Source organism: Paenibacillus konkukensis, assembly GCF_023523925.1.
GTDB lineage: Bacteria > Bacillota > Bacilli > Paenibacillales > NBRC-103111 > Paenibacillus_S > Paenibacillus_S doosanensis.
In genome coordinates, this window is record NZ_CP027059.1 from 7,703,020 (window position 1) to 7,719,462 (window position 16,443).

The 16,443-nt window shown below is 55.8% G+C and carries 12 protein-coding genes and 1 pseudogene; 11 read left to right on the top strand and 2 right to left on the bottom strand.

The features are described 5' to 3' along the window. Both SK3146_RS33750 and SK3146_RS33755 read left to right on the top strand, forming a co-directional pair. Positions 1-2,265 carry a PAS domain S-box protein gene (locus SK3146_RS33750; protein ID WP_249862908.1) on the top strand — a complete coding sequence of 755 codons (2,265 nt, stop codon included), beginning with the start codon at positions 1-3 and terminating at the stop codon, positions 2,263-2,265. Between the two features lie 90 nt (positions 2,266-2,355). After that, complete coding sequence (locus SK3146_RS33755; protein WP_249862909.1) at positions 2,356-3,276, top strand: aldo/keto reductase; 921 nt, start codon at positions 2,356-2,358, stop codon at positions 3,274-3,276. Positions 3,277-3,713: 437 nt separating this feature from the next. Here SK3146_RS33755 and SK3146_RS33760 read toward each other — a convergent pair whose 3' ends face one another. After that, entirely contained in the window at positions 3,714-3,857 is a 144-nt protein-coding gene (locus SK3146_RS33760) for a hypothetical protein (RefSeq protein WP_249862910.1), read from the bottom strand. A 277-nt stretch (positions 3,858-4,134) separates the two neighbouring features. Here SK3146_RS33760 and SK3146_RS33765 point away from each other — a divergent pair, with 277 nt between their 5' ends. The 3 genes from SK3146_RS33765 (at position 4,135) to SK3146_RS33775 (ending at position 6,753) form a co-directional block, all read left to right on the top strand. Then, positions 4,135-4,503: a helix-turn-helix domain-containing protein gene (locus SK3146_RS33765; protein ID WP_249862911.1), complete on the top strand. Its 369-nt coding sequence runs from the start codon at positions 4,135-4,137 to the stop codon at positions 4,501-4,503. 93 nt (positions 4,504-4,596) lie between these two features. Then, entirely contained in the window at positions 4,597-5,985 is a 1,389-nt protein-coding gene (gene fumC / locus SK3146_RS33770; protein WP_249862912.1) for a class II fumarate hydratase, read from the top strand. Between the two features lie 135 nt (positions 5,986-6,120). Continuing rightward, a complete protein-coding gene (locus SK3146_RS33775; protein WP_249862913.1) occupies positions 6,121-6,753 on the top strand; it encodes an NUDIX hydrolase in 633 nt (210 codons plus the stop codon). 171 nt (positions 6,754-6,924) lie between these two features. Here the strand turns inward: SK3146_RS33775 and SK3146_RS33780 are convergent, their stop codons facing one another. Further along, positions 6,925-7,191: a YpbS family protein gene (locus SK3146_RS33780; protein ID WP_249862914.1), complete on the bottom strand. Its 267-nt coding sequence runs from the start codon at positions 7,189-7,191 to the stop codon at positions 6,925-6,927. A 414-nt stretch (positions 7,192-7,605) separates the two neighbouring features. On the opposite strand from SK3146_RS33780, the gene rocD reads away from it, so the two are divergent. The 6 genes and pseudogenes from rocD (at position 7,606) to SK3146_RS33810 (ending at position 16,396) form a co-directional block, all read left to right on the top strand. Further along, positions 7,606-8,799, top strand: a complete 1,194-nt coding sequence (gene rocD, locus SK3146_RS33785) for an ornithine--oxo-acid transaminase (RefSeq protein WP_249862915.1) — start codon at positions 7,606-7,608, stop codon at positions 8,797-8,799. 22 nt (positions 8,800-8,821) lie between these two features. After that, positions 8,822-10,371: pseudogene (gene pruA, locus SK3146_RS33790) on the top strand (L-glutamate gamma-semialdehyde dehydrogenase). A gap of 72 nt (positions 10,372-10,443) precedes the next feature. Beyond that, on the top strand, positions 10,444-11,367 hold the full coding sequence (locus SK3146_RS33795) for a proline dehydrogenase family protein (RefSeq protein ID WP_249862916.1): 924 nt from the start codon (positions 10,444-10,446) through the stop codon (positions 11,365-11,367). Positions 11,368-11,402: 35 nt separating this feature from the next. Next, entirely contained in the window at positions 11,403-12,332 is a 930-nt protein-coding gene (rocF, locus tag SK3146_RS33800) for an arginase (protein ID WP_249862917.1), read from the top strand. Positions 12,333-12,725: 393 nt separating this feature from the next. After that, on the top strand, positions 12,726-14,528 hold the full coding sequence (locus SK3146_RS33805) for an ATP-binding cassette domain-containing protein (protein WP_249862918.1): 1,803 nt from the start codon (positions 12,726-12,728) through the stop codon (positions 14,526-14,528). A gap of 23 nt (positions 14,529-14,551) precedes the next feature. After that, positions 14,552-16,396, top strand: a complete 1,845-nt coding sequence (locus SK3146_RS33810) for an ABC transporter ATP-binding protein (RefSeq protein WP_249862919.1) — start codon at positions 14,552-14,554, stop codon at positions 16,394-16,396. The last annotated feature ends 47 nt before the right edge of the window (positions 16,397-16,443 follow it).

Here is a 16,443-nt window from a genome sequence, read left to right on the forward strand (position 1 = left end):
ATGAATGAACCGCAAAAGGAACAAGATTGGACGGATAAGACGGCCTTATCGCTGGAACCGTCTCTACACGTCAATGACACGCTGTTCCGTAATGCGTTTGATTATGCTGCAATCGGAATGGCATTGATCGATCTGAACGGAAGATGGCTCAAAGTGAACCGCTCCCTATGCGGAATTATCGGTTATTCGGAACAAGAGCTGTTATCGACGGATTATCAAAGCTTGACGCATCCCGACGATCTGGAATTAAATCTTGAACATATGAGACGGCTGCTGTCTGGAGATTGGGTAAGCTTTCAGATGGAAAAGCGTTTTTTTCATAAAACGGGCAAAGTGATCTGGATTCTGCTTCATGTATCGCTCGTTCGCTCTCCTCAGGGAAAGCCGCTCTGCACGATTGCACAAATTCAAGATATTAGCTCCCGCAAGCAATTAGAACAAAAATACAAATCGCTGATCGAGTACAACCCTGCCGGGATTTGCTCTCTGGATATGGAGGGCCGGATCGACGGGCTGAATCCCGCCATGGAGAAAATCATCGGGTACGAGGCTTCCGAGCTGCTGCATACGTCGTTCAAATCGATTATTGCCGGCGAAAAGGACCAGCTGCATATTTTCCAGAACGGTACGGACGGAGAGCAGCTTAATACGGAAATCGCGCTGACTCATAAGATGGGCCATCAAGTTTATTTGGGGGCCAAGGACGTGCCTATCATTGTGGACGGGCGCATCGTCGGATTTTATATCATAGCCCGGGACATCACCGAATTGAAGAAGACGAAGGAATCTTTGGCCGTGCTGCAGCAGGATCTGCAGGATGTGGTGCGCAAGCAGCAGGGAATGACCTTTAAATTCAAAAAGCTCGACGGCCGCTTCATTCATACGCTGTGCGACGGGGAGCTCGTATTCCGCCTCGGGCTGACGCCGGAGAAGGTGGTCGGCAAGGAGCTGAGCGAGTTTGTTTCCGCGGATATCGCCGAGGTGAAGGAGCGCTACTACGAACGAGCGTGGAGCGGCGAAGAGCATGTGCTGTACGAAGGCCAGATTAACCAAATTACATACATCGCCTCGCTGCGGCCTATTAAAAGAGATGAGCAGGTCGTAGAGGTTATCGCTTCCTGTATCGATATCACCGAGCGCAAACGGGCGGAAGAGGACTTGCTGACAACCAAAGAAATGCTGGAGTCTCTTATTACGAATACTTCCGATGCGATCGACGTCATCGATTTACAGTTTAACGTGCTGCAGGTCAATCATGCTTTTGAGAAAATATACGGTTTTGGCGTCGAGGAAATCGTAGGCAAGCCGCTTTGCATTATTCCGGAGGATAAGCAAGAGGAAGCGGCGCAGCTGATGGAGCGATTGCTGTCGGGGCAGGAGGTTACCGATTTTGAAACGGTGCGGCTGCATAAGAACGGAACCCCGCTTCATATCAGTCTGACGATCTCTCCGATCAAAAACGCGGAAGGCGACACAGTAGCGATCGCCGGTATATCCAGGGACATTACCGAGCGGAAAAAGACGGAGGAGTTTCTAAGAAAATCGGACAGACTGTCTGTCGTAGGGCAGTTGGCGGCAGGGCTTGCGCACGAGATTCGAAATCCGCTCACCTCATTAAAAGGGTTTCTCCAGCTTATGCGCGAGAGAGGCCCGAATCAGGATCATTATTATGAAATTATGAGCGCCGAGCTGAATCGAATTAATTTTATCGTGAGCGAGTTTCTGATTATAGCGAAGCCGCAGGTCATTCAATACGAAATGTATTCGCTGAACCAGCTGATTCATACGGTGATTCAACTGCTGGAACCGGAAGCGACGATGAATAACGTCCGCATGTCGGTGAAGATGACCGATGATCCGATTATGATTTATTGTTCCGAGATTCAGATGAAGCAAGTGTTTATCAATTTATTGAAAAATGCGATAGAGGCTATGCAAGCCGGAGGAGAGGTACGGGTAGAAGCTTACGTCGAGCGGCAGCAGGTGCATCTTAGGGTGGTCGACAACGGAGCGGGAATTCCCCGCGAGCGGCTGGCGTCGCTTGGAGAGCCGTTCTACACGACGAAGGAAAAAGGAACCGGCCTCGGACTTATGATGTGTTTTAAAATTATCGAAGCGCATCAGGGCACGATTCAGATCAACAGCCAAATTCATGAGGGAACGGAAGTGGATATTGCGCTTCCGCTTGCAGCGCAGCAGCAGGGGGGCCGCGAGGAGCGGTGGAAAAACTCGATCAAAGCGGTGCCGGGAAGAACGCCGGTCTAGCAGCAAAAGCGCTTACGTGGTATGCTAGGGTGGACAGCAGGAAGTTGTAAAATACATACAAAGGAGTTGGAACCATTGCAATTGATTACGTTGGGAAAAAGCAAACTGCAAGTATCGCCGATTACATTCGGATGTTGGGAATTGGGAGGCGGTCCGTGGGAGTTTACAAGCGACGAAAATAACATTCAAGCGATTCGGGCCGCATTTGAGATGGGCATCACGACTTTCGATACGGCGGAGGGCTACGGCGCAGGACATTCCGAGGAAATTGTCGGGTTGGCGCTGGAAGGAAGCAGGCAGCAGTGCGTTATCTCGACGAAGGTAAGCCGCGCCAATCTCGCGCCGGCCGACGTACGCCGCTCTGCAGAGGCGAGCTTGAAACGGCTTAAATCCGATTTTATCGATATTTATTATATTCATTGGCCAAGCTACGAGATTCCGGTGTCGGAAACGCTGTCCGAATTCCAGAAGCTCAAAGATGAAGGCTTGATCCGGGCGATCGGCGTATCGAATTTTTCCCTGGAGCAGTTGAAGGAAGCGGCCGGTTTCGCGCAAATCGACGTGATTCAGCCGGAATACAGCCTGCTGCACCGCGCCATTGAGGAAGACATCGTTCCTTACTGTCTCGAAAATGAGATCGGTATCATGAGCTACAGCTCGATTGCCAAAGGCCTTTTAACCGGGGCGTTCCATCTGGGCGGCAAAACGCTGGATGAAAACGATTTCCGAAGCACGCGGAGGTTGTTCCTGCCCGAGCATTTGAAAATGGAAGAAGAACTCATCCTTTTGCTCAAGCAAATTGCCGACGCCAAAGGAAAGGCCGTCTCGCAAATCGCTATCAGCTGGCTGCTGCATCAAAAGGCGCTGACTACGGCGATTGTCGGTTCGCAAAGCATCAAGCACATGAAAGAAAACGTGGAAGCCGCCGAAATTAAGCTGACCGCCGATGAGCTGACCGCCTTGGACGCCGTGAGCCGTAAAGTTATCGCCGGCATCGATGCAACGCCGTAACTTAAGGAGAGTTCTTCTATAATAGATTGTATCTGCATCTTGCAACCTTGCTCACATACTAATTGGAGATGACCTCTAACCGGGGCTTCTCCAAGCTCTGTGACCGCGTTCGAATATAGGTTTTATCGTCACATAAATGTTTATTGTTGCGCTGACGTTTCAGCGATTTAAACATCCCAACAGGGTAAAAAACGGTGTGTCTCTAAAACAATGAAAGCCCTACCTCTCTTCCATCCTTGCGGCTCCGAAGACCGCGCCAGTGTGAATCAGTAAACACGCAACAAATTCTTAGGGTTCATGGGAATTTGAATTGTTTTTAAGAAGCGGAGGATGAAACCAAAATGAACTGAGGAACTTCATTATGAGGTTGCTTGAAAATGATACATTCAATTATAATACCACGGATGATACGAGAAAGCAAGAACTATATTATCAATTTACGAAAACCATTGCTTTCGATATCCTGGCGCTTGCCCTAAAGGTAATTTCATACCGACAATCGTACCGCGCGCTTCCTTGGCATTGATTTTTAACCCGTAATTTTTGCCGTAAGCCAATCGAATCCGATTATGCACATTCATAATTCCATTGCCTGACCTTTGATTTCTGCCCGCTCATTCCGTGCAGTCGTATAGCGTCACCAACAATCTTCCCTATTTTAAATATTGGTGCCATTTCACCACGCGCATCGGTTCGTTTGATTTGTTCCAATGGCTGGACATACCGCTTTATATAAAGGTCGGCAATGCCGAGCAGATGACAACATGGTTTCATGAGCTTGTTGCGTTGCGCGAGGATTCTGCTTTAACATCCCGGCTTCGTGAAAAGGCAATTCTGCTGCAAATGATTGCCTGTTACTTGGAGTCTGTTCCTATCCATATTTTGCAGCAGCGCAGCGAGGAAATCGAAAGACTGGACCAACTGCAGAAATACATCGAACGTAATTTGCATAAAAGCATTACTGTGGAACAACTGGCCGAAGCCGTTCACTTTCACCCCAACTACTTGATCAAATATTTCAAAAAGCACTTCGGCATGCCGCCGGCTAGATATATGCAGCGCAAACGGATGGATAAGGCCAAGTTTCTGCTGACCACAACTTCGCAGAGCATGAAAGAAGTCGCCCAGCAGAGCGGTTTTGAAAGTACGAATCATTTTACAAAAAGCTTTCGCAAGGAAACAGGCTTTCCTCCGACGGAGTATCGGAAAAATGTAAAGGGCCTGTAGCGGACTTTTTCACCGCCGTTTTTTGGGGCGGACGATGAGTAGACGATCCCGCTATTTGGCAAAATATGAAGGTAGAACAGGGAGGTGCCTTTTGTGAAATATAGAGTGGAAAGAGATACGATGGGGGAAATCCAGGTTCCCGCCGATAAGCTATGGGGAGCCCAAACCCAGCGCAGCAGCGAAAACTTTCGGATCGGGACGGAACGGATGCCGCTAGAGGTGATTCAGGCTTTCGCTGTGCTGAAAAAATCCGCGGCCAAGGTCAACCGCGAGTTGGGCAAGCTCGATGCCGATAAGGCGGATGCGATCATCCAGTCGGCGGACGAAATTTTGCAGGGACGATGGGACGATCATTTCCCGCTTGTCGTCTGGCAGACCGGGAGCGGGACGCAGTCCAACATGAACGTGAACGAGGTGATAGCGCATCGGGGCAACCAGCTGCTGGAGGCGCGGGGAAGCGAGAAGCGGATTCATCCGAACGACGATGTGAACAAATCGCAGAGCTCCAACGATACGTTCCCGACCGCTCTGCATATTGCCGGCGTGCTCGCCGTCGAGGAGCGGCTACTCCCCGCGCTGGAGAAGCTGAAGGAGACGCTGCGCGCGAAAATGGAGCAGTTCGCCGACGTGATCAAAATCGGCCGCACGCATCTGCAGGACGCTACGCCCCTTACGCTGGGTCAGGAGATCAGCGGCTGGCATGCGATGCTGGAGAAGGCGGGCCGAATGATAGCGGACAGCGTTCATGCGATGAAGGAGTTGGCCATAGGAGGGACGGCCGTCGGCACCGGGCTTAACGCGCATCCGCAATTCGGCGAGATGACTGCGGCGGAGATTAGCCGGGAGACCGGGAAGACGTTCGTCTCCGCCGAAAACAAGTTCCATGCGCTGACCAGCCACGATCAAGCCGTCTTCGTCCACGGCGCGCTGAAGGCGCTGGCCGCCGATTTGATGAAAATCGCCAACGACGTGCGCTGGCTGGCTAGCGGGCCGCGCAGCGGCATCGGGGAGCTGACGATACCCGAGAATGAGCCGGGCAGCTCCATCATGCCGGGAAAAGTCAATCCGACGCAGAGCGAAGCGATGACGATGGTCGCGTGTCAGGTAATGGGCAATGATGCGGTCATCGGCTTTGCGGCGAGCCAGGGCAACTTCGAACTGAACGTATTTAAGCCGGTGATCATTCACAACTTCCTGCAATCGGCAAGATTGCTGACCGATACGATAGTATCGTTCAACGACCATTGCGCGGTCGGAATCGAGCCGAACCGGGAAGTGATCGACCGTCATCTGCGGCAATCGCTGATGCTGGTTACGGCGCTGAATCCTCACATCGGCTATGAGAAAGCTGCGAAGATCGCGAAGAAGGCGCACAGCGAAAAGCTGACGCTGCGGGAAGCGGCCGTTCAAAGCGGATTTTTGACGGCGGAGCAGTTCGATGAGTACGTGCGGCCGGAGGAGATGGTGGGGCCGAAAGCCTAGCGTCTCGCACAACGGGACGGATTGCACGCATTTCACCGGTCGCGGCGCCCGGCTCGTAGCCTCTGGTGGCGGAAGGAATCCGCAAGATGCTACAATAACTCCTGTATACCCAGAACGAGCAGAGGAGCTTGGTTAATGGCAAAGCAGGAGCAGGAGCGTTTTGATATATTCGATGAAACGATGAAGCCGATCGGCACCGCGACCCGGAAGGAGGTTCATGCCAAAGGCTTATGGCATCAGACCTTCCACTGCTGGATCGTCACCCGCACGGGCGAAGAGACCCGGATTTTATTCCAAATGCGGCATCCGGATAAGGATACGTATCCGAATTTGCTGGATATTTCCTGCGCCGGTCATCTTATGGCCGGAGAACGGGTCGAAGACGGGGTGCGGGAGCTGGAGGAAGAGCTTGGGGTTGTTGCTTCGTTCGAGCGGCTAAAATCATGCGGAGTCTATCGCGAAGAGCGGATCATTGCCGCGGATACAATCGACCGCGAATGGTACCATGTATTCATGCTTGCGTCCGATCAGCCGCTGGCTTCGTACCGCCTTCAGGAAGACGAGGTGACCGGGCTCTACAGCATTCCTTTGTCCTGTGTGGGCGATTTAGCCCGGGGCCGGTCCGATTTCGAGATTCGGGCGGCCGGGGTGGAACCGGATGAGAGCGGCAAGCTGCAGGCGGTCGAACGTACGTTCCGCAAACGGGATTTCGTCCCGCATGAGCCCGGATATTTTGAGCTTGTGCTGCGGGAGGCGCAGCGCCTTTGAGCGCAGCTTCACCGAAGCTTGCTCCAGGACGAGCGGGTTTGCAGTAAAAAAACGAAAAGCTTTGAGCAGAAAAGGGATGCCTTTTGCTGTTCAAAGCTTTTTTGGTTTGACCGGATCGGCGGGCGGATAGAGATATCCCGTCGTCCCATGCAGGGGAGCGACGGACTTCGCTTATTGCGCCGATAGCTTGCGCTGGACGTATGCTGCCACCATCTCGCTCGTTACGTACGGTCTTGTCGGGGATATCCCGCGCTGGGCATGATCGTTGATCCGTGCCGTGATCCGGTTAATCTCGTCGGTCGTGAATGCCTCTCCCGAGGCGCAGAGCGCGACGGCTTGCTCAATGGCGGCTTCGCGCGCGTCGTCCATTCTTTGGAACGCTTCGAGATGGGAATGCATTTTACGGGTGTGGGCGGTAATCTGTTCGTGTACGCTCATGGGGAAAACTCCTTCATCCAATATAATACGATCCGGACGGGCCGATGGTAGTTATGATACTACGTATCGCGACATTCAGGCAAGTCAACGGCATACGATCCATCCGCGTCTCCAAGTTCGGTAAACCTATCGGTCAAAGGCCGCGCATTCAGCGAGGCGCTTCCGGACGGCACGGGACAAAAGGGAAGGAGCTGTTTTGCGTAAAACCGGGCATGCGCCCAACCCAATTGCATAGGCTAATCATAAGATAGGTATGAACATTGTCTGCATTATTATCAGAATATTCAAATATAACCAAGCCTATCGCAATGGTTTCCATTCCTATTCAGCCTTGCTGCAAGGAAAGCGGGGGTAACGCCCGCTCTCAATGCTCCGCTCAGCCGGAATCCGGGAAAAGAGGTGGAAGCTTGTCCAATGAGAAGAAGCCAAGAGATTATTCGAAAGACGGAAAAGTACGGGGCGGCTAATTATCATCCGCTCCCTGTTGTTATCGCTCACGGGGAAGGCGTGTGGGTACGCGATGTATCGGGCAAAAGGTACATGGATATGCTCAGCGGATATTCCGCGCTGAACCAGGGACATCGCCATCCCAAAATCATTCAGGCATTGAAGGAACAAGCGGATAAAGTGACCTTGACGTCGCGCGCATTTCATAACGAGCGGATGGGAGATTTGCTGGAACTGCTCGGCGCCATTACGGGAAAAGAAGCGTTTCTCCCGATGAATACGGGAGCGGAAGCGGTGGAGACGGCGATGAAGATGGCCCGGCGATGGGCGTATCAAGTGAAGGGTGTCCCCGAAGATGAGGCTGAAATTATCGTATGCGAAGGAAATTTTCACGGCAGAACGATTGCGGCGACCTCCTGTTCAAGCTCGCCGGAATACCGGCATCAGTTCGGTCCGTTCACGCCGGGCTTTCGCGTCATTCCTTACGGGGATTCGGCGGCCTTGGAGCAGGCGATAAGTTCCCGTACGGCGGCGTTTCTCGTCGAGCCGATTCAGGGAGAAGCCGGCATTCGCATCCCGCGGGAGGGCTACTTGAAAGAGTGCGCCGCATGCTGCCGGGACCGCCGGGTGCTGCTAATGGCCGATGAAATCCAGACAGGGCTCGGCCGGACCGGCCAGTGGTTCGCCTCGGACTGGGAGGACGTCGTGCCGGACGCGTACATTATCGGCAAGGCGCTGGGCGGAGGCGTCATGCCGATATCCGGCGTAGCCGCCGACCGGGACCTGATGCAGGTGTTCGAGCCCGGATCTCACGGCTCTACCTTCGGGGGCAACCCGCTTGCCTGCGCGGTGGCCATTGCTTCGCTGAAGGTGCTGCACGAGGAGAATTTGCCGCAGCGGTCGCGCGAGCTAGGCGAATACATGCTGGCAAAGCTGCGGGCCGAAGTGCATGCGCCGTGCGTTCTCGACATTCGCGGCAGGGGATTGTTCATCGGGATCGAGCTTGCCGGGGAAGCGAGAACGTACAGCGAAAGGCTGATGAATTTGGGGCTGCTGACCAAAGAAACCCATCATACGATATTACGGCTCGCTCCGCCGCTTATTATTACGGAGGAGCAAATCGATTGGGCCGTCAGCAAAGTGAAGGCGGTCTTACCATAACGATCAGGAGGGAGCGATCGGCATGAAACCTTATCAACCGGAACCGTTGACGGACTTCACCCGTCCGGAGGAAAGCCGCAGGCTGGAGGAAGCGCTCGGCCAAGTGCAATCGGAGCTCGGCCGCACTTACCCGCTTCTTATCGGGGGGAGGCGATAGAGACGGAGGATGTGCTCGTATCGCTCAACCCGTCTCGCAGCGATCAGATTATCGGGAAGGTCGCGAAGGCGGACCGATCATGGGCCGAGAAGGCGATTCAGTCTGCAGCGCAGACTTTTCGATCGTGGTCGAAGACTCCGGCGGTGCAGCGCGCCGAATATTTGCTTAAGGGAGCGGCGACGCTTAGGCGGCGGAAGCATGAATTCAACGCATGGCTGATGCTCGAAGCCGGCAAAAGCCGGGTTGAGGCGGATGCGGATACGGCGGAGGCCATCGATTTCCTGGAATATTACGCCCGCCAGATGATCGCGCTGTCCGGGCGGGGAGAGAAGGAGCTCATCCCGCTGGCCGGCGAGCATAACGAGCTGCATTATATTCCGCTCGGCGTCGGCATCGTCATTCCGCCGTGGAACTTTCCGCTGGCCATCATGGCCGGCATGACGACCGCTGCGGTCGTTGCAGGCAATACGGTCGTTCTCAAGCCGTCCAGTCAAACGCCGGTGATCGCGGCCAAATTCGTCGAGCTGATGTACGGCTGCGGTTTGCCGTCCGGAGTGATCCAATTTGCTCCCGGCAGCGGCAGCGAAATCGGGGAGTACTTGGTAGAGCATCCGCTCGCCCAGTTCGTATCCTTCACAGGCTCGCGCGACGTCGGCGTCCGCATCCAGGAGCTGTCCGCACGCGTCGCGCCGGGCCAAATCTGGCTCAAGAGATTTGTCGGCGAGCTTGGCGGCAAAGACTCCATTCTCGTCGACGCCGAGGCCGATCTGGAAGCGGCGGCCCGAGGGATCGTCGCCTCCGCCTTCGGTTATTCCGGCCAAAAATGCTCGGCTTGCTCCAGAGCCATCGTTCACCAGGACGTGTACGAGACGGTGCTGAGCCGCTGCAAGGAATTGACGCAAGCTCTGAAGGTGGGCGATGTGACGGATATGACCGTCGATACGGGACCGGTCATCGACCGGGCATCTTTTCAAAAGATCATGGGCTATATCGATATAGCCAAAGGAGAGGGGCGCATCGTGACCGGAGGCAAAGCGCTCCCGCTGCAGGGCTATTTTATCGAGCCGACGATTGTGGCGGATGCGGCCCGCGATTCGCGGATCATGCAGGAGGAAATATTCGGTCCGGTGGTGGCGTTCGCTTCCTGCAAGGATTTTGAGGAAGGGCTCGCGATGGTTAACGATAGCGAATACGGTCTGACCGGTTCCGTGTACTCGAACAACCGGGAGCATATCGCGCGGGCCAAAGCCGAGTTTCATGTCGGCAATCTGTACATTAACCGCAAATGCACAGGGGCGGTCGTCGGTGTTCATCCTTTCGGCGGATTTAATATGTCGGGCACGGATTCCAAAGCCGGCGGTCCGGATTATCTGCTATTGTTTACTCAGTCGAAGGCGATTTCCGAGCTGCTGTAGAAGCGTCGGCATTCGCTTTTGGGGTCAACCGCATAACCGGATTTCTAATGCAAGGGGGCCAGGAGTATGCGAATGAATGCCTGGTTTCGCCGCACCGTGCTCCGCGTCGCGGAGCTGAGGCGGGTGAAGTCCACATTTGAACGATATGGAATGCGTATGGGGGTACGGCGGTTTGTCGCAGCCGAAACGTTAACGGGCGCCCTGGAGCGCGTGCGCGATATGAACCGTCAAGGTCTGGCCGCAACGCTCGATTATTTGGGCGAAAGCGTAGAAGATCCGCTTGTCGCGGAGAAGGCCGCCAATCAAATTATCGAGATGCTCCGCATGATCGACGAGCGCAAGCTGGACGCCAATGTGTCCCTGAAGCTGACTCAGCTCGGCTGCTTGCTGGACCCTGACGCCTGCTTGAAGCATATGGAGCGGATCGCGGCGGCGGCCGGCTATTACCGGAATTTTGTCCGCATCGATATGGAGGACTCCACGCTTACGGATCTGACGCTGGGCATGACGGGCAAGCTCGTCGAACGATTCGGACACGAGCATGTCGGAACGGTGCTGCAGGCTTATTTGTACCGTTCTCCGGGCGATTTGAAGCGGCTCGGGGAATGGAAGTCGAATGTCCGCATCGTCAAGGGGGCCTATAAGGAGGACGCGCGGATTGCGTTTCCCCAGAAGCGCGATGTCGACCTCCAGTACGTGGAGATGGTTAAAGCGCATATGAACGCCGGACATTATACGGCGGTTGCGACGCATGACGCCGGCATCATTCAGACGGTTAAATCGTACGCTGCCGGGAAGGGAATCTCCAGCAAGCGCTTTGAGTTCCAGATGCTCTACGGCATTGCGGGCGGATTGCAGCGCCAGTTGGCGAATCAGGGCTATCGGGTACGCATCTACACGCCGTTCGGGAGCGAGTGGTATCCGTATTTCACCCGCAGAATAGCGGAACGGCCGGCCAACCTGCTGTTCGTGCTGAAGGGGATGCTGCGCAAGTGAACTGGCGTTTGCCGACCGGAGGAGAGTGAAGCAGAATGAATGATTCGCAAGCCGTTCATGTGATCGGCGCGCCGCTCGATTTGGGAGCGGGCTGCCGAGGCTGCCGGATGGGGCCCGATGCGATCCGCTGCGCCGGACTGCTAACCCGTTTGCGGCAGCAAGGGCGCATGGTTCAAGACTTGGGCGACGTGACACTGACGGAGCGGGAGAAGCTGTCCGCCGATTCCGCCGGCGGCCATCCCAAAGCGAAATATATCGATGAAATCGTCCGATTTAACCGCCGGCTTCACCGCAAGACGGCGGCGTCGGTGGAGGCCGGTGCGATCCCTCTCATACTCGGAGGGGATCACAGCATCGCCGCCGGAACGATAGCCGGCGCGGCGCGGCATAAACGCATCGGCGTGCTCTGGTTCGACGCCCACGGGGACTTGAACACGGTTCAGACCAGTCCTTCCGGCAACGTTCACGGCATGCCGCTTGCGGCGATGCTCGGCTATGGTTATCCAGCTCTAAAGCATATAGGCGGGAAGAGACCCAAAGTGCGTCCGGAGCATCTCGTGCTTATCGGCACGCGTTCGCTCGATACGGGGGAGCAGGAGCTGATTCAGCGCGCCGGCATCCGCATGTATGCCAGCAGGGAGCTTCATAGGCTCGGCATGTCGGAGGTTGTCCGTCAAGCTTTGGCGGCGGCCGGTGAAGGCACGGACGGGATTCATGTCAGCTTCGATCTGGACGGCCTGGACCCTGGGGAAGCGCCGGGGGTGGGAACGCCGGTTTCGGCGGGAATGCGGCTTACGGAGGCGCTGGAGGCTATGAGGGTGATTGCCGCCTCCGGATTGCTGGTAAGCGCCGAATTCGTCGAGGTGAATCCGGCGCTCGATCTGCGGAGCAAAACCGCTCACGCCGCCGTCGAGCTGATCTGCAGCTTGCTTGGTTCCGATACGATGGAAGAGAAGAGCCGTTAGCCGAAAGCCGAAGCAGAGCTGAATCGACTCCGGAATAAATTTACAAAACCGTCTCAGGCCCGGCCCGGGACGGTTTTTGTTCTTGTTTAGGAAATGATGCGCAGCAATTTCCTGTGGATATCCGGGTTCTCCCCGAAAGTAAAGTCTACCCATAGAACGATCCCAGAGGAATGGTTAGACGCCGATCCAGCTTAGGCTGGATGCGGACGGAATAAGCTTCAGAGCATCACGTCACTTTTAGGGGATTTGTTCTGCGCCCAGCGAACGCTCAATTGCTTAGCGGTGATAGCCTCGGCCGACTTTTATATTCGAAGTCCGATGGCAAGAAAAAGCTTGCGCTTCCGTATTTTTATGGTAATATAGATGTTCCTTGGAAAAATAATCCTATGCGAGGTGACCTGTATAGTATCTTTATTTTTCTCCCGCTTACGGGCGGTTTCTGCGTTTCTCAGACATGCCGACGCCGGGGCCGTCAGAATCAAGCCTGTTGCAGACGCTGTCCAACTGCTTCTGATGCCCGTGCAGCTGCTTCTGACCAAAGCGATGGTCGATCGGCTGCCAAACTGGAGCTCGCCATCAGGGAAGCATGAGCTGGCCGCTGCCGCTGTGCTGCTCGCGACCGTGATGATCGTACAAGCCTTCGTCGGCCGAGCCTCTCTCCTGTCGCACAGCAGGCTGAGCGAAATCGGCGCTTACGAGGTGGAACACGCGGTTCTCGCCAAGTCTGCCAAGCTCCCGCTGGCTTTATTGGAATCTTCGCATGTCAAAGACCTTCGCCTACGCGCCATGCGCGCTTCACCCGACAATCTGTTTATGCAGAGCAACCAATACATCCTTCAGATCATTCAAGTCATCATTCTTCTGCTCATCCTGTTATTTTACGGACATTGGCCGATCGTCCTGCTTTATTGCATCGTTTTGCCGGTTCAATTGAAGCTCCGCTCCTATGCGGCGAGAGTGACGGAGCAGTTGGGGCAAGAGCAAATTCCGCAGCGGAGAGCGGCAATGTATTTGGCGCAGCTGCTGACGGACCGGCGTCCGGCGCAAGAGATCCGCTTGCTTGGCACAGGAGACCGGTTTCGCTCCGATTGGTTGCGGTTACATGCGGAGTTTGCGCGGCGAATGATAAACCGGACGAGCAAAGAGCAGTTGACCTTGGCTCCATCCGAGCTGCTTGTGACGCTGGCTGTCGGCTTGTCGGCGGCGCTAGTTCTCGCGGCCTCGCTTCGGGAAGGGAGATCGGCGGGGGATGTGACGCTGCTGCTGCAGGCGACTGTCATGCTTGGAGGCTTATGGCCCGGCTTGCTCAATCTTCAAGCGGGGCTGAAGACGCTCGGCATGCGCTGGGACGATTTGCAGCAGTATCGGGAGCTGCAAGAAGATAAGGTGTTCGGGCTTGAAGTTTCGGCCGCCGCAGAAGGTAGCGATCGGTCCCGGGAAAGGAACGGCGAACATGAAGTCCGGTCGCTTCGGGCGGAAAGGCTGTGCTTTACTTATCCGCAGCAGGAAGAGCCGGCGCTGGACGCCGTAACGTTCCAAGTCGAAGCGGGAGAGAAAATCGCCGTCGTCGGAGAGAACGGTTCGGGAAAAACGACCCTCATCAAGCTGCTGCTGGGATTATACGAGGCTGATTCGGGCGGCGTCATATGGACTGACGCTTCAGGCGAAAGGCGCAGCGCGAGTGAAGCGCGGCATTCGTTCACGGCGGTTCTGCAGGATTTTTCCAAAATGCATCTGCTTGTTCGAGAGCATGTAGGTCTCGGGAGAGTGGAGCGTCTCCATGACGACGAGGCTCTACTGGAAGCGCTGCGGCAGGCCGGCGCGGGGAATTGGGGTCTCGAGCTCGATGAGAGAACCGGCCCCGAGTTCGGAGGCCGGGAGCTGTCCGGCGGCCAATGGCAGGCACTGGCTGCGGCGCGGGCTTATTTCCGAGGCGGCAGCGTGCTCTTCTTCGATGAACCGACCTCTGCGCTCGACCCGCTGGCCGAAAAAAAAGCGATGGAGGTATTCATGGTTGCTGCGGGCCAGCGTACCGCCTTCCTGGTAACGCATCGGATGGGGGCCGCCAGAATGGCGGATCGGATTTTCGTTATGAAGCAGGGACGGCTTGTCGAGCAAGGCACGCATGAGGAGCTGCTGCGGCTTCGCGGGGAGTACGAGCGATTATATCGGCTTCAGGCTTCCTGGTATGTATAAGGGCGTGGGAGGAAAGAGTTACTATGATAAAAGGAAACGGCGGTACATACGGCGTTCTGCAGCTGCTGTTCCGCATCGGGAAACGGATGCCCTTCCTTACGGCTTTATGGCTGACCGTCCCGATTGCGACAGGTATGCTGGTTGTTCCCCTGATGACTTCTCAAAAGCATATGATCGATATGGCCGCAGCGGCGCTGACCGGCAGCGGAGAAGACTTGGCTGCTTCCGTTGCGCCGATGGTGCTGTTGTTCATAGGGGTATCCGTCCTTCAGGTGCTGGGCGGCGCGCTGCGCAAGGTGACGGACGAGATGATGAACCGTCGCGCGGAAGGATACGTGCAATCGGAGATATTTACGGTTGCGACCGGCGTTTCGCTGGAACGGTTTGAACAGCCTGCGTTTTACGACCGCCTGTATCGCGCGCAATCGGCGGCAGGGGGCGAGCTGATCGGGATGCTGCGCAACGGCGTCGATGCGGCGCAGCGCATCGCCCAACTGGCCGGACTGGCGCTAGTGGCGGCTCAAGCGCACTGGACTGCGGCGCTTATCCTTGTTTTGATGAACGGAACGATTTTATATTTCCGGCTGAAGCTGGAGCTTGCCCGCAGACGGCTGGATAAACAGCTGACCGCCGAGGGACGCATGTCGGATGAGATGATGAAACGGTTGACGGATACGGCCGTGTTGAAAGAAGCCAAGCTGTTCGGTTCCGCAGATTATTTGCTCGGTCAATGGGCTGCAAATACGAAAGCGCAGCGATCCCGCAGGTTCGCGATGGGACGCAAAGAGAATAAGATGGCCGCGTGGGTATCTCTTGTTCATATAGCGGGGGCGTTTCTCACCTTGGGCGTTCTGCTGCTTCTTCCGTCGCCCGCCGGAACGGTCTCGCCGGGAATCGTCGCCGTCGTCTTCCAGGCGATATTCCAATCTCAAGGAGCCACTCTGACTTTGTCGTGGCCCTTAAGCAAAATGATCATGCAAAGCGGCAAAGCGGAGGAATTGGCCGCCTTTTTGAATGAAAAGGGGGATCGGCAAGGCGGATCGTCGCCCCATCGATTGACCGTGGAACCGGTGCGGGAGGTGCGCTTGGAGCAAGTGTCTTACCGTTATCCGAATGCCGCCAAGGAGACGCTTCACGCGATCGATGTGACGATTCGGGCCGGGGAAACGATAGCCCTGGTCGGCGACAACGGGGCCGGGAAGTCGACGCTGCTGAAGGTTCTGCTCGGTCTGTACAAACCGTCCGCAGGACGCGTACGGTGGAACGATGCCGATATTGCGGAGGAGCCGCATGCTTGCGAGGCGGTGTGGGGCCGTGTCAGCGCCGTGCTTCAGGAGAACGAACGGTATCCATTCCGCTTGCGCGACCATGTGACGCTCGGCAGCGGCCGGCGCGCGGTTCCGTGCGACGACCGGGAGATCAAGCAGGTGCTGGAGGCAGTCGGGCTCGGCGGGCTGATCGGGGATTCGTCCGCTTTGGACGCTCCGCTCGGGCAGCTGTCGGAAGGCGGACGCGAGCTGTCGGGAGGCCAGTGGCAGAGGCTGGCTATAGCCCGGGCTATGCTGCGCGGAGGCGAGCTGATCGTTCTCGACGAACCGACGGCGGCGATCGATCCGGCGAACGAAGCCGAGCTGTTTCGGCAGTTTCGCCGTCTCAGCGGCGGCAAAACGTCGATTGTCATCTCTCACCGGCTTGGCTGGGCCCGATATGCCGATCGCATCTTGGTGCTGGATCAAGGTCGCTTGCTTGAAGACGGAACGCATGAACAATTGATGTCGCTGAACGGGAAGTATGCCGCTCTGTTCACGGAGCAGGCGTATTGGTATCGAAATGAAGACGATTCAGAGGCTTCCAAAGCTGCGTATTAGCGTTCAAACGCATGTAGACGCTTGTAAAAATCGCCGCCGGTTTAAGC

Coding starts and splice junctions, on each gene's coding strand:
- SK3146_RS33750 (WP_249862908.1), top strand. CDS start 1: ATGAATGAACCGCAAAAGGAACAAGATTGGACGGATAAGACGGCCTTA.
- SK3146_RS33760 (WP_249862910.1), bottom strand. CDS start 3,857: ATGAATGTGCATAATCGGATTCGATTGGCTTACGGCAAAAATTACGGG.
- SK3146_RS33775 (WP_249862913.1), top strand. CDS start 6,121: ATGGCAAAGCAGGAGCAGGAGCGTTTTGATATATTCGATGAAACGATG.
- SK3146_RS33780 (WP_249862914.1), bottom strand. CDS start 7,191: ATGAGCGTACACGAACAGATTACCGCCCACACCCGTAAAATGCATTCC.
- rocD (WP_249862915.1), top strand. CDS start 7,606: ATGAGAAGAAGCCAAGAGATTATTCGAAAGACGGAAAAGTACGGGGCG.
- SK3146_RS33795 (WP_249862916.1), top strand. CDS start 10,444: ATGAATGCCTGGTTTCGCCGCACCGTGCTCCGCGTCGCGGAGCTGAGG.
- rocF (WP_249862917.1), top strand. CDS start 11,403: ATGAATGATTCGCAAGCCGTTCATGTGATCGGCGCGCCGCTCGATTTG.
- SK3146_RS33810 (WP_249862919.1), top strand. CDS start 14,552: ATGATAAAAGGAAACGGCGGTACATACGGCGTTCTGCAGCTGCTGTTC.